A 14,136-nucleotide genomic window follows, 5' to 3' on the forward strand; every position below is an offset into this window, starting at 1 on the left:
AAGAAAACATGAAAAAACTATCTTTAATTTTTACTTTACTTTTCATTTCAAAACTGGCTTTTGCGCAAGACATTACACAGGGTACCTGGTATAATGAAGAAAAGAGCGGCAAGATTCAGTTTTTTAAACAGGGAGATAAAATTTTTGGTAAGATTGTCTGGCTGCAGGATCCAACAGAAAACGGTAAGCCCCGTACCGACAAGCAGAATCCGGATGAAAAATTAAGAAGCAGACCAATCATCGGCCTTGTTAACCTGAAGAACTTTAAACAAACCGGCAAAGGAACCTGGGAAGACGGAGAAGTTTATGACCCTAAAAACGGCAAGACGTATTCGTGTAAACTTACCCTGGCAAGCCCAACCAGGCTTGATGTGAGGGGTTTTATAGGTATTTCTATCATTGGCCGTACGTCGCATTTCACAAAGGCCGATTAATTTTTAATAAAGATAAACACAACAAAGGCTGCTCTTTTGGGGCAGCCTTTGTTGTGTTTATAATGCCTGAAATTTATTTTACAAGTTTCATGGCAACGGGGTCCCATTTTATAATTTTCTTGCTCAGGTAGCTTTCGTTACAAGCCAGGGCAGGAGCGGCAGCTCTGAAGCCGAATTCGGCATCTTCAACTACAGGTTTCCCTGTTCTGATGGCATCAAAGAAATTGGTGAAGTGATCTACGTGTTCATTATAGCCAGCCGGTGGTCTGAAAACGATTTCAGGTTTTGTTCTTTTCTTTCTTTGTTCCGGAGTCCATTTGGCATCATAGTCTTTCTGCATTTCTTCGCGCATGCTTTTTGAGAATGTGAAAAGTGAATCATAACCGCCAAAGCCCGGGGCCTCTGGCATAATGCTGCGTTTTACAGTAATGTTATTGCCCTGTACATCAATTATTCCTTCTGAGCCAATCAGGCGCGTTACTTCCTGTCCGCCTGTTCCACTTATAAAGTTTACCTGAAGTGTTAACTGGAAAGCGGCATGCTCGGCGGTATCAGGATACTGCATAACACCAGACATCACATCGGGTAAATCGCGGCCGTCTTTCCAATAACTGAATTGACCCGTACTTACTATGGTTTCAGGTCCTTTAGAATTGGTCATAAAGTGCGTGCCACTCAACAGGTGAATGAACAGGTCTCCTGCCACACCGGTACCTACTTCTTTAAAGGCTCTCCACCAGAAAAACTTTTTGGCATCGAAAGGTATTTTCTTTCCGGTAACTGATATAAACTTATCCCAGTCGGTAGTTTCAGCACTGGCATCTTTCGGAATTGTATATTCCCAGGCACCAATAGAGCTTTGCCTGTCATATACGGCATTAACCATATTCAGTTTACCTATCTCTCCGGCAGCCAATAGTTCTTTTGCTTTTGCCAGGCCAATACTACTTACGCGCTGGCTACCTATCTGCACCACTTTACCCGATTTTTTGGCAGCAGCCATTACCGGATACCCCTCACTGATTTTATAAACCATAGGTTTTTCGCAGTAAACGTGCTTGCCTTTTGCCAATGCGTCTTGAGTAATGCGGGCATGCCAAATATCAGTAGTACAGATTAAAACGGCGTCAATATCTTTTTTATCCAGAATCTCTCTGTAATCTCTGGTAGTAAAAAGGTCGTTGCCATATAGTTCTTTGGCATTTTCAAGTCTGCCCGGATACAGGTCGCAAATACCAGCTAATTCTACACCCGGAACTTTAAGTGCCGAATTTAAGTCATAATGCCCCTGAACACCAAAGCCAATAACGCCGATTCTTACTTTGTCGTTGGCTGTAAACTTTTTGTCATAGGTTAAGATGCGTTCTTCTGCTTTTTCCTGATTCGCTAAAGATGCAAACGGTGTGGCGCCAGCCATTAAGCTGGTTGCACCAATTTGCTGTAAAAACTTTCTTCGTGAGGTTGAATTTTCGTGTTTCATTGAATTGATTTATAGGTTTACCTGATTGAATAAATAACCTTTTAATAACAATAGTAACTATTGCAAACTTACATTATTAATGAATATCATTAGCAGATGCGTAAAAAAAATGTAGCATCAGGTAGGGTTCTTCTGCGTGGGCAATAAAAAAACTCCCTTGTTGCCAAGAGAGTTTTTAGTGGTTATACTATGCGTAACTACTTATTTTACTTCTTCGTAGTTTACGTCTGTTACATCTTCATTGTTACTGCCACCGGTTGCGCCGCCTGCGCTGGCTGTCGGCTCGCCGGTTGGTGCAGCGCCGGCCGCATAAATCTCTTGCGATGCAGCCTGCCATGCCGTGTTTATTTTCTCCATAGCGGCATCAATTGCGGCAAGGTCTCTGGTACCATGAGCAGCTTTTAGCTCTGCCAACGCACCTTCGATAGCCGATTTATTACCTGCCGATAATTTGTCGCCGTATTCTTTCAATTGTTTTTCGGTACTGAAAATCATCGCATCGGCCGCATTTACTTTTTCAATTTTCTCTTTTTCAATCTTGTCGGCTTCTTCGTTAGCTTTGGCTTCATCTCGCATTTTCTGGATTTCGGCGTCTGACAAGCCAGACGATGCCTCGATACGGATTTTTTGCTCTTTACCGGTGCCTTTATCTTTGGCCGTTACGTTCAGGATACCATTGGCGTCTACGTCAAAAGTTACTTCAATCTGAGGTACACCGCGTGGTGCCGGTGGTATTCCGTCTAAGTGGAAACGACCTAACGTACGGTTTTGCGAAGCCATTGGGCGTTCGCCTTGTAAGATATGCAACTCAACAGACGGCTGGTTATCGGCTGCGGTTGAGAACACTTCGTTTTTCTTGGTCGGAATCGTTGTATTGGCTTCAATCATTTTGGTGAACACGCCGCCCATGGTTTCGATACCTAATGAAAGCGGGATAACGTCCAGCAAAAGAATGTCTTTTACTTCGCCTGTTAATACACCACCCTGAATGGCAGCGCCAATGGCAACGGCTTCGTCAGGGTTTACGCTCTTCGATGGTTTTTTACCAAAGAACTTTTCAACTTCTTCCTGAACGCGAGGGATACGGGTTGAACCACCAACCAGAATCACTTCGTCGATATCATTTACATTTAAGCCTGAGTTTTTAATGGCTCTGCGGCAAGGCTCCATAGCTCTTTGGATAAGGCTATCAGCCAGTTGTTCAAATTTGGCACGGCTTAAAGATCTTACCAGGTGTTTTGGAATACCATTTACCGGGAAGATATAAGGCAGGTTGATTTCTGTCTGAGTTGAGCTTGACAACTCTATTTTAGCTCTTTCGGCTGCTTCTTTCAAACGTTGAAGCGCCATGGCATCCTGACGTAAATCAATGCCTTCATCTTTTTTAAATTCATCGGCAAGCCATTCGATAATCACCTGGTCAAAGTCATCACCGCCTAAATGCGTATCGCCGTCGGTTGCTTTAACTTCAAATACGCCATCACCTAATTCAAGAACCGAGATATCGAATGTACCACCACCTAAGTCAAACACGGCAACGGTCATGTCTTTGCCTTGTTTGTCAAGGCCATAGGCCAATGCTGCGGCTGTAGGCTCGTTGATGATACGTTTTACATCAAGACCTGCAATGATACCCGCCTCTTTAGTGGCCTGACGCTCAGCATCGTTAAAGTAAGCAGGAACCGTAATAACGGCTTCGCTCACGGTTGTTCCCAGATAATCTTCGGCGGTTTGTTTCATTTTCTGAAGAATGAAAGCCGAGATTTCCTGAGGAGTATATTGGCGGTCACCTATGCGGACACGCGGCGTGTTGTTTGCACCCTGCTCTACATCATAGGCAATTGTTTTCATTTCTGCACTAACCTCATTGAAACGTTTACCCATGAAACGTTTAACAGATTGAATTGTATTTTTAGGATTGGTGATAGCCTGACGCTTAGCAGGAGCACCTACTTTTTTCTCACCATTTTCTAAAAACGCAACGATTGAAGGAGTTGTGCGGGCGCCTTCACTGTTGGCAATAACCACTGGTTCATTACCTTCCATTACAGCCACACATGAGTTTGTTGTTCCTAAGTCAATTCCAATAATTTTTCCCATATTGATATTTCAGTAAATTAATTCAGAATAGTTTAACTCTATTTCATCAATGGACGTGCCAAGCACTTATTTGGCAGAAAAAACTGACAGATTGGCAGTATGTCAGTAGAGTAGGCGGCCATCAATAAGATTTTTTGGCCAATGCTTCTCCAATCTTTCATCAGTAAATCTGCCATTGACGCATCTCTTATGTACATTTAAGTCAGCAGCTGTTGAAATAAAGCAAAAAAAACAATGCTTACCTGATAAGTATGAATCAGCCCTGTTGCCCGGGGGATTCGGCCACAAATGTAAATTTTAATTTTTTATTTATTTTGTTAGCCTATTTCAATATAATCTTATTATTTTTAGTTACTTTTAGACCATATTAATAAATAGCTATACTTTGTCAGTTCCTCATGCTTTCAAAAAGCGTAAACAATGGAAACAAAAATTAACCGTAACCCTGCTGAATCTTCAAGAGAAGCTGCATTGGCCAGAAAGTCAGTTGTAGACATGCTGAAAGAATGTGTGGAAGGATTGTTATACCCCAGTGAGTCTGATGAAAGGCTAAAAGTTATTGACTGGCAGGCCGACCATCAGGCCCCGTTTAATACTATTCTTTTCAGAAAATACATTGGGCTGCCTGCCACCGAAAGAGTAGAAACAATGCCCTGGGAAAAGTTTTTTGACGTGGTACTCAATAAACAAGACTGGTGGACTGATTATGAAATTGAACGCGCTGAAAAGTTTGCAACCATAAAAAAGATTATGGAAGAAAATCTGACAGAGCTGGAATACCTGCGCGCGGGCAGGGTAGAAATTGAGGCCTACCTGATTGGCAAAGATGCCGATGGCAAATGGAAAGGGCTTAAAACCCTGATTATTGAAAGCTGACAAACTGCCACAAAAAAAGAGGTACCAATGAAATTGATACCTCCTTATTACAGATTTAAACCTGCTTCTTATTTTACTTTCTCAACTACAGCTCTGAACGCCTCAGGGTGGTTCAAAGCCAAGTCGGCCAATACTTTTCTGTTCAATTCAATACCAGCCTTGTTTAGTTTGTCAATCAATACAGAGTATGACATTCCTAACGGACGAACCCCTGCGTTGATACGGACAATCCATAAACGACGGTAACTTCTTTTCTTTTGCTTACGACCTTCATAAGCATATACCAAACCTTTTTCAACGGCGTTTTTAGCAACCGTCCAAACGTTCTTACGACGTCCGTAATAGCCTTTGGCTAATTTTAAAACTTTTTTACGTCTTGCTCTTGAGGCAACGTGATTTACACTTCTAGGCATTTTAATTTTTAGTTTTTTGACTTTGGCGGTTCAGATTTACATCTTTACTCTTTGGTGCCATTCATCGGGTGAAACAATTGAACCATTGTAAGAGTCTTACACAGACTACCATTACATACTTAATAACGACTCGATACGGTTGGTATCTGCCGGGCTAACAAGCGTAGCTGAAACCAGGTTTCTTTTACGTTTATTAGATTTTTTTGTCAGGATGTGGCTATGAAAAGCGTGTTTACGCTTGATTTTGCCTGTACCTGTAATTTTGAAGCGTTTTTTTGCTCCAGAATTGGTTTTTTGTTTTGGCATTGTATTGAACTTTAAGTATTGAACAAAAAAAGTAAATTGGGGTGCAAAAATACAATAGAAATCTTGTTTTTACAAATTTGAGTTCAAAATCTTGTCTAATCGCACCACAGATTGTACCATAGAGCGTACATCATGATAGTTTATCTTCCACGAATGGCTCATGTGCTTCCAGATAGGCACACCCTGGCGGGTCATTAAAGGCCACCATTCTCCCAGTTCATGGTTAATCATTTTATCAAACACAAAACGATGTACGTTTACGTAGGCCTCCCAATATTTTTCGTCTTTCAGGTATCTGAAGGCATCCAGCATACCAATCAGCATTTCGGCCTGTTGCCAGAATTCCTTCTCGCGGTCATAAACCTCGCCGGCATGAGAACCCTCTACATAAACGCCGCCAAACTCCCAGTCGATGCCATAAGTTACCGAGTGATTGAAAGATTTTATAATCTGCTCGCGATGGGTGTCATAAGGTAGGCCCAGAATATCCAGTGCGTGCATGAGTAACCACGCAAACTCTGAATTGTGGCCATAACTGGTGTTGTCTTCGGCAGCGGCTTTTTGTCCGTCTTCCGTAAAGCGATCCCAACCCCATACAATATCAAATTTAATCTGCGGTGCCACCGACCAGTCAGCCCAGAACTGGGGAATACCCGTGCCATACTGCGGGTGCATTACCTTAGTTGTTAGCAATTCTATTATTTCAAGCAACTTACGACGATGCACCTGCTTGCCTGTGCACTCATAAAGGGTGGTAAAGGCCTCCATTAAGTGCATGTGGGCATCTAGTGTCTTGCGGTCTCCACCGGCAGCGCCAGGACCTTTTAAGTCCCAGTTTCTTAAAAACATTTCCCAATAGCCGCCATAGTAGGTATCTACTGCATGCACCTGCAATAAGTTAAATACTTTTTCGGCATACTCACGGCCGCGTGGGTCGCCGGTTGCCAGGGTATATTCACTTAAGCTATAAATGACAAAGCTGTGGCCGTACAAAATTTTCTCGTCGCAGGTAACTTCACCTTTGCGGTTCACCATCCAATAGAAACCGCCATACTCTTCGTCCCACATTTTGTTCAAAAGAAAATCTACCCCATGACGTGCCATTTCGGCCAGCTTACCATCACCGTATCCGGCTCTGTGGGCAGACGAATAAGTAAACACTGAGCGGCTTTGGGCTATCAATGATTTTTCGTCTTCGCCTGAGTCATTACCATATTGATCAAAGTGTGTCAGAAAACCTCCATATTGATTATCAACTGTTCTTTTAATCCAGAAAGGCAGCAGGCCTGTGTTCAGGTAGTCTTTTATTTCGTTGCGCAGTTGCAGCGCAGTCTCTTTTGAGTACATAGGTTTATAATTGATTATTTAAGGGTTGAATACTTATGATAAACGTTTAGGATTTCTGATGGACTTGCCGTGCCGGTTTGTCTGAGTTTCTGCACGGTTACGGCAGCGGCCAGGTTGGCAATTTCAAGCGATTGCTCAATGGTTGCCCCTGAACCTCTGGTAGCAGAAAATGCAGCCACTACGGTATCTCCGGCACCAACGGTGTCAATCTCGCTGGTAATCGGAATCGCCTTTACATTTTTAGTTTCCTGTTTGTCCATGTATAATATGCCGTGTTCGCCGCGGGTAACAATGAGGCTGTCGCCAATGAGCGACTGTAACGCTTTGCCGTGGGTAATGCAGGCGTTTTCATCGGCTTCGTTAATATGTTTAATACCCAGCAGCTTTGCCATTTCTTCGGTATTTACTTTCAGTATCGTATTTTTAATGCAATAGCCATAAGCCCGCAGGTCTGATACAAACAAGCATTGCGAAAAACCAGCAATTAACTGATTAAGAAGGGCTATCCGCTGTGGATTTAACAAGGGGTTTGGAAACTGCTGATTAATAATTAAAACGTCTAGTTCAGGAAGAGAATCGCCTAAAGTGGCTAGTAATTCATCAAACAGGTGATTGGCTAACTGGTTGTTTGTGCCAAAATCCAACCGGTTAGATTCTCCGTCGTCAGACATAGGCTTGGTATAAGTACAGGTGTCCCAGTCTTCAGCCAGAACTTTCAGAAACCGGGTGTTAACACCAATAGCGTTGAACAGACTCAGCATTTCTCGGCCATAAATATCGTCTCCTACACAGCCAAACACCCTGATGTCGTTTACGCCCAAGGCACTCAGGTTATTAACTACGTTTCCGGCCGCCCCTAAAGACGAGTGCGGTTTACTTGCCCAGAACACCTCTTTTCCTGTTTCAACCGAAAATTCCTTCGTATTATAATTAATATCATAATAAAAGTCGACAGCGAAGTCGCCAATTACGCCTATCCGAAGTTTATTAATGTTTTTAAATATGGCCTCAATTTCACTTTTATTAACGGGCATCAGTCAGGATATTAAATTCTTGCAAAGTTTTATTATAAAAATACAAAATAGATGGAGGCGGTAAAATTGCTAAAAAAAGTCTGAATAGAAATCAAAAAAAACTGAAAACTTCTCAGGCCGGATAACTGTTCCTTTTAAAGACTTAAAATTTATAAAAACCGACTATTGATATTCAGGGTTTTATCATTTGCTTCAAAAATATTCGGTTCTCATTCAGATATTTTAGTTAATTTAGTGTGATTGAATCAGTTAAAAACCTACTATGCAGTTTTCTCATTTACATAACCACACGCAGTTTTCATTACTCGACGGCGCCTCAGATATTAAAAAATTGTTTGCCAAAGCACAGGCCGACAATATGCCCGCTATGGCCATTACAGACCACGGCAACATGTTTGGGGTGTTTGACTTTGTGGCCACTGCCGGAAAGTATAACGTAAAGCCCATTGTTGGCTGCGAGTTTTATGTAGTAGAAGACCACACCCGCAAGCAGTTTACCAAAGAACAGAAAGACCAGCGTTTCCATCAGTTATTACTGGCCAAAAATGCCACCGGATATAAAAACCTGACCAAACTTTGCTCTTTAGGCTACATTGAAGGCCTTTATGGAAAGTTTCCGAGGGTTACCAAGGCTTTAATTGAGCAATATAAAGAGGGGCTTATAGCTACGACCTGCTGTATTGGGGCGTCGGTACCCAAAGCCATTTTGAGGAAGGGTGAAGAAGAGGGAGAAAAGGAGTTCAGGTGGTGGCTGGACAGATTCGGCGAAGATTATTATGTGGAGATTCAACGACATGATATTCCGGAGCAAATTAAGGTAAACGAGGTGCTGGTGAAGTTTGCCAAAAAGTATGGGGTAAAAATCATTGCCTCCAACGATAGCCACTATGTAGACCAGCAAGACTGGGTGGCACACGATATTCTGCTTTGTGTTAATACCAACGAAAAACTGTCGACACCTTCTGCCAAGGAGTTTAATGATGACGAGTCTTCTTCAAGAGATACGCGGTTTGCGTTCTACAACGACCAGTTTTATTTCAAGACAACTCAGGAGATGTCGACCTTGTTTCATGACCTGCCGGAGTCAATTGATAACACAAACGAGATTGTAGATAAAGTTGAAACGCTCAAACTGAAGCGAGACATTATGTTGCCGAATTTCCCGATTCCTCCGGAATTTAAGATTCACGCAGATGATGTGATGAACCAGTGGGAGTACCTGAAACACCTGACCTACGAAGGCGCCATGAAACGCTATGGCGAAATAGGGGTAGAAGTTCAGGAACGCCTTGATTTTGAGCTCTTCACCATCAAATCAATGGGTTTTGCGGGGTACTTTCTGATCGTATCTGACTTTATCAAGGCCGGGCGAGACCTGGGCGTTATGATAGGCCCCGGCCGGGGTAGCGCCGCTGGTAGCGCCGTGGCTTATTGCATTGGTATTACCAATATTGACCCCATTAAATACAACCTGCTTTTTGAGCGTTTCCTGAACCCTGACCGGAAATCAATGCCCGATATTGATACCGACTTTGATGATGAAGGCCGCCAGAAGGTGATTGACTATGTGGTGCAGAAATACACCAAAAATCAGGTTGCGCAGATTATTACTTATGGTACGATGGCCACGAAATCGTCAATTAAAGACGTGGCCCGCGTGATGGAATTACCATTGGCTGACGCCAACTACATTGCCAAGCTGATACCCGATAAACCTACTTATGGTATTGATTTTCAGAAACTGATACATTACCCGCTTGACGGCCCCAAAAGTCTTTCTGAATTAGGTTTACAACCCGATGAGATTGAAAATGTGAAGAAAGTGCGGGCCATGTATAACGGCGCTGACCTGACAGCCAAAGTATTGCATCAGGCCGAAAAACTGGAAGGAACCGTACGTAATACCGGTATACATGCAGCGGGTATTATTATTGCCCCCGAAGCATTGTATAATATTCTGCCGGTTTCTACCTCTAAAGATTCTGACCTGCTGATAACCCAATATGAGGGCAAAATTATTGAAGATGCCGGGGTTATTAAGATGGACTTTCTGGGTCTGCGAAACCTGACCATTATTAAGGACTGCCTGCGGATGATTAAGGAGAATCATGGCGTGGAAATTGATATTGACAGTATCCCTCTGGATGATAAGTTAACTTATGAGTTGTTTCAGAGAGGGGAAACCAATGCGGTATTCCAGTTTGAGTCTGACGGTATGAAAAAATACATGAAAGACCTGAAACCTGACCGCCTGGATGACCTCATTGCCATGAATGCCCTGTATCGCCCGGGGCCTATTGCGTACATTCCGAATTTTATTAACCGTAAGCATGGCCGGGAAGAAGTAACCTACGACTTGCCAGACATGGAGGAGTATCTGGGTGAAACCTACGGTATTACGGTTTATCAGGAACAGGTAATGTTGTTGTCGCAGAAACTGGCCGGGTTCTCTAAAGGAGATGCCGACGTATTGCGGAAAGCAATGGGTAAAAAAGACCGGAAGACACTTGATAAACTGAAACCGCAGTTTCTGGAAGGAGCCAAAGCCAAGGGGCATCCTGAAAAAGTACTTGAAAAAATATGGACCGACTGGGAAGCCTTCGCCTCTTATGCCTTTAACAAGTCGCACTCTACCTGTTATGCGTTTGTGGCGTATCAGACAGCCTATCTGAAAGCCCATTATCCGTCAGAATACATGGCAGCCGTATTAACGTCTCAATTGGGTAATATTGATAAGATAACTTTCTTTATGGAAGAGTGCCGGGCCATTGGCCTGCCTATTCTGGGGCCTGACGTAAATGAGTCGCACAAGCAGTTCAGTGTTAACAAAAAAGGAGAAATACGCTTTGGTATGGGTGGCATTAAAGGCACCGGCGATGCCGCCGTAGATGCCGTAATTGAAGAACGAACCAAAGGTGGTGCATTTACCGATATTTTTGATTTTATAACACGTGTTAACCTGAGAACCGTTAACAAAAAGACACTGGAATCTTTTGCTTATGCCGGGGCTTTTGACTGCTTTACTGAATTACACCGGGCACAATATTTTGATGATTCTGACGGCACATCGCTGATTGAAAAGCTAATCAGATATGCCAATAAATTTCATGAGAACGCCTCTGCCGGGCAAAATTCTTTGTTTGGTGCCGTGGGTGGAAGCGGTTTTGATATTGCCAGACCTAAAATTGCTCCAACCGAAGAGTGGGGTGATATTCAGAAGCTGAAATTTGAAAAAGATGTGGTTGGGTTTTACATTTCCGGGCATCCGCTGGATGAATTCTCGATGGAAATGAAACGTTGTGTGCCGCTTGACCAGGTGTTTGATGAAAATAATCTCAATAAAGAAATAACCATTGGCGGGGTGGTATCATCGGTGCAGCACAAGCAATCCAAAAACGGTAACCCGTTTGGTATTCTGAAACTGGAAGATTACAACTCAAGCATGGAGATGATGCTGTTCGGGCAAGACTACGTCAATTTCTCGAAATTCCTGAACATGGGGCTGTTTTTGTTCATCAGAGGTAAACTGCAAAACAAATGGGGCAGGGAAGGAGAATGGGACTTTAAACCTTTAAATATGGAGCTGCTAAGCGAATTACGCAACAAGATGTTTAAAGAGATAAAAATCATTATTGGTTTGCAGCAAATTAATGCAGGGCTTATTGAAGAAATTGATGCAGCTACTTCGCGCTTTCCGGGTACGTTCGACTTCAAGTTATCTGTACATGATGCCGATGAAAGGTTAGATGTCTTACTGTTGTCGCGCAAGTCTAAAGTGGCTTCAACCAACGATTTCGTGAAGGAACTCAGGAAAATTGTAGGTGATGAAAATGTTGTTTTCGCCTGATGGAACTTTTCTGAAACGCGGTTTTGTTAGACCTGTAAGAACAAAATTTAAACCTTAAAAACCTTTTGCCAATAGTAGGCAACGGGTATAAATTCAATAAAAAATGGCACATAAAGCAATTGAAATCACGGACGCAAATTTTGCTGAACTGATTAACTCTGACAAACCTGTATTAGTTGATTTTTGGGCAGAGTGGTGCGGACCATGTAAGATGATTGGCCCGGTTGTTGAAGAAATGGCAGGCGACTATGAAGGTAAAGCAATTATCGGTAAAATGGACGTTGATGCAAACTCTAATGTTCCGATGAACTTCGGTATCCGTTCTATTCCTACACTGATGATTTTCAAAAATGGTCAGATGGTTGATAAAATTGTAGGAGCCGTTCCGAAACACATTCTTACTTCTAAATTGGAAGCGCAATTGAACTGAAAATAGATTCAAAGTTAAGCCCGGTTCTTTATTGAGCCGGGCTTTTTTTGTATTAGTTGGTCAGGCTCAAAGCCTTTTCAAAATCAACTGTGGTATCATCAATCTTCTCTGTTTTCAGCAGGTCTCTGATGGGCTTTTCAAGGGCATGGTTATCTGCTATGTTTGAGAAGTAGACGAACAGAAATTTACTGCCGGGTACCATGTTAACCACATTGCTGAAACCGCAGGTACTACCGGTATGATATAACTCCAGACCATGCCTGCCTTTTCCGTTAAACCAGCCCAGGCCATAGCTGATGTCTTTTACACCTTCTATTTTAAAGTTGATTTTTTTTAGTTCGGCTTCGGTGTTAAACAGTTGGTTGTTCAATAAGGCATTATACCATTTTTCATAATCTACTAAAGAGGTATAAACACAACCATCGCCTTTGGTGGCGCTTGTAATGCTCTGGTCAGCAAAAAACAGCTTGCCTTCTTTATTACGTGCATAACCCATTGCCCGGTTGGGTATGGGTCTGCCGGTTTCATAAATGGTGGTATTTTGCAGAGCTAGCGGCTCAAAGATGTTTGCTTTGATAAAGGTTACAAAATTCTGCCCGGATACCTTTTCAATGATTTGTTGAAGCAGGCAAAAGCCCGAATTACTGTATCTGAACTTACTACCGGCCTCAAAATAGGTTTTAGATTGGCTTTTTAACATTTGCAGCACGTCCGCATCCAATATTTGCAGTTGCTGGTTCGGTGGCAAGAGGGCTTCGTAGTCTGTTATACCTGAAGTATGTGTCAGCAGGTGTTTTATCTTTATTTTACTGCCTGTTTGTTTATTAAAATCAGGAAAAAATGTCAGCAGGTTGTCTTCATAACGCAGTATTCCTCGGTTTTCAAGCAAAATAATGCAAGCGGCTGTAAACTGCTTGGATACCGAGGCCATTCTGAAACTGGTTTGTGCTGTAATTGGCGTTCGGGTAGCAACATCAGCCAGTCCGAAACCGTCTTTATAGAGGGTTTTGCCCGCCTTAATAATCATTACGGCCATTCCGGCCCCGTCTTTTTCAGTGTGGCTTTTAAGTAGCGAATCAAGTTTTTGGGTAAAGTTTTGGGCATACACCATCTGAGCCATTAGTAGAAAGACAATGATTTTTTTCATGGAGCTAAGTTTGCCTGGTTGGCTATTGAAAATCTCTGATAAGTATTTCTGCCAGTTTAGGCACGCCTACCGTTGCGGTTTCTACAATGTAAGTCAGGTTTTTATGATTACCTGCTTCTTCGGGCGTAAAAGGGTCGACAATGAATTTTGGTACAGATTTACCGACTGAATATATTAGCCCCGCTGCCGGATAAACCTGTAAAGATGTGCCCACAACAACAAAAATATCAGCTTCTGAGGCTATTGCAGCAGCAGGTTCTATCATGGGTACTTCTTCTTCAAACCAAACAATATGAGGGCGAAGCTGATGCCCGTCTTCGGCTAAGTCTCCTAAATAAATGGCTTTACCGCCTATATCGGTAATCAGGTTTTTGTTCATGACACTTCTCACCTTGCTGAGTTCGCCATGCAGATGCAGTACATGAGTAGAACCCGCCTTCTCGTGCAGATTGTCAACGTTTTGGGTAATGATGCTTACCTCAAAATACTCTTCCAAGGCAACCAATGCAAGGTGGCCGGCATTGGGCCGGGCTTCAAATGCTTTGGCGCGGCGCTCGTTATAAAACTGCAATACAAGTGCAGGGTTTTTGGCCCAGCCCCTGGGAGTGGCTACATCTTCAATGCTATGGTTTTCCCACAAACCCCCACTGTCTCTGAAGGTCTTCAAACCGCTTTCGGCACTAATGCCGGCTCCTGTTAAAACAACCAGGTTTTTCATTGCA

At 42.9% G+C, this 14,136-nt stretch carries 12 protein-coding genes; 4 read left to right on the forward strand and 8 right to left on the reverse strand.

All coding sequences use genetic code 11. The features are described from left to right. The first annotated feature begins 8 nt into the window (after positions 1–8). The gene (locus NZ848_RS11725; protein WP_259015632.1) at positions 9–434 is read left to right on the forward strand and encodes a DUF2147 domain-containing protein; all 426 of its coding nucleotides are present in this window, start codon (positions 9–11) and stop codon (positions 432–434) included. A gap of 73 nt (positions 435–507) precedes the next feature. Here the strand turns inward: NZ848_RS11725 and NZ848_RS11730 are convergent, their stop codons facing one another. Continuing rightward, the gene (locus tag NZ848_RS11730) at positions 508–1,914 is read right to left on the reverse strand and encodes a Gfo/Idh/MocA family protein (protein ID WP_259015633.1); all 1,407 of its coding nucleotides are present in this window, start codon (positions 1,912–1,914) and stop codon (positions 508–510) included. A gap of 201 nt (positions 1,915–2,115) precedes the next feature. After that, positions 2,116–4,014: a molecular chaperone DnaK gene (gene dnaK / locus NZ848_RS11735; protein ID WP_253535387.1), complete on the reverse strand. Its 1,899-nt coding sequence runs from the start codon at positions 4,012–4,014 to the stop codon at positions 2,116–2,118. Between the two features lie 420 nt (positions 4,015–4,434). On the opposite strand from dnaK, the gene NZ848_RS11740 reads away from it, so the two are divergent. After that, positions 4,435–4,890 (forward strand): nuclease A inhibitor family protein, encoded by a 456-nt coding sequence (locus NZ848_RS11740; RefSeq protein ID WP_259015634.1) that lies wholly within the window; start codon positions 4,435–4,437, stop codon positions 4,888–4,890. A 68-nt stretch (positions 4,891–4,958) separates the two neighbouring features. Here NZ848_RS11740 and rplT read toward each other — a convergent pair whose 3' ends face one another. The 4 genes from rplT to NZ848_RS11760 form a co-directional block, all read right to left on the reverse strand. Beyond that, positions 4,959–5,303, reverse strand: coding sequence for a 50S ribosomal protein L20 (gene rplT, locus NZ848_RS11745; protein WP_259015635.1), 345 nt, complete (start codon positions 5,301–5,303; stop codon positions 4,959–4,961). 111 nt (positions 5,304–5,414) lie between these two features. Then, positions 5,415–5,609, reverse strand: a complete 195-nt coding sequence (gene rpmI / locus NZ848_RS11750; protein ID WP_101727000.1) for a 50S ribosomal protein L35 — start codon at positions 5,607–5,609, stop codon at positions 5,415–5,417. A 69-nt stretch (positions 5,610–5,678) separates the two neighbouring features. Beyond that, a complete protein-coding gene (locus NZ848_RS11755) occupies positions 5,679–6,956 on the reverse strand; it encodes an AGE family epimerase/isomerase (protein ID WP_259015636.1) in 1,278 nt (425 codons plus the stop codon). 14 nt (positions 6,957–6,970) lie between these two features. After that, positions 6,971–7,990, reverse strand: a complete 1,020-nt coding sequence (locus NZ848_RS11760; protein WP_259015637.1) for a bifunctional heptose 7-phosphate kinase/heptose 1-phosphate adenyltransferase — start codon at positions 7,988–7,990, stop codon at positions 6,971–6,973. A gap of 262 nt (positions 7,991–8,252) precedes the next feature. On the opposite strand from NZ848_RS11760, the gene dnaE reads away from it, so the two are divergent. Together dnaE and trxA are read left to right on the forward strand one after the other, a co-directional pair. Further along, on the forward strand, positions 8,253–11,837 hold the full coding sequence (dnaE, locus tag NZ848_RS11765) for a DNA polymerase III subunit alpha (protein ID WP_259015638.1): 3,585 nt from the start codon (positions 8,253–8,255) through the stop codon (positions 11,835–11,837). Positions 11,838–11,940: 103 nt separating this feature from the next. Continuing rightward, positions 11,941–12,267, forward strand: a complete 327-nt coding sequence (trxA, locus tag NZ848_RS11770; protein WP_101726996.1) for a thioredoxin — start codon at positions 11,941–11,943, stop codon at positions 12,265–12,267. A 52-nt stretch (positions 12,268–12,319) separates the two neighbouring features. Here trxA and NZ848_RS11775 read toward each other — a convergent pair whose 3' ends face one another. Beyond that, entirely contained in the window at positions 12,320–13,414 is a 1,095-nt protein-coding gene (locus tag NZ848_RS11775; protein WP_259015639.1) for a serine hydrolase domain-containing protein, read from the reverse strand. 22 nt (positions 13,415–13,436) lie between these two features. Continuing rightward, on the reverse strand, positions 13,437–14,132 hold the full coding sequence (locus NZ848_RS11780) for a Sir2 family NAD-dependent protein deacetylase (protein WP_259015640.1): 696 nt from the start codon (positions 14,130–14,132) through the stop codon (positions 13,437–13,439). Positions 14,133–14,136 lie beyond the last annotated feature (4 nt).

Source organism: Emticicia fluvialis (assembly GCF_024793945.1).
Taxonomy (GTDB): Bacteria; Bacteroidota; Bacteroidia; order Cytophagales; family Spirosomataceae; genus Emticicia; species Emticicia fluvialis.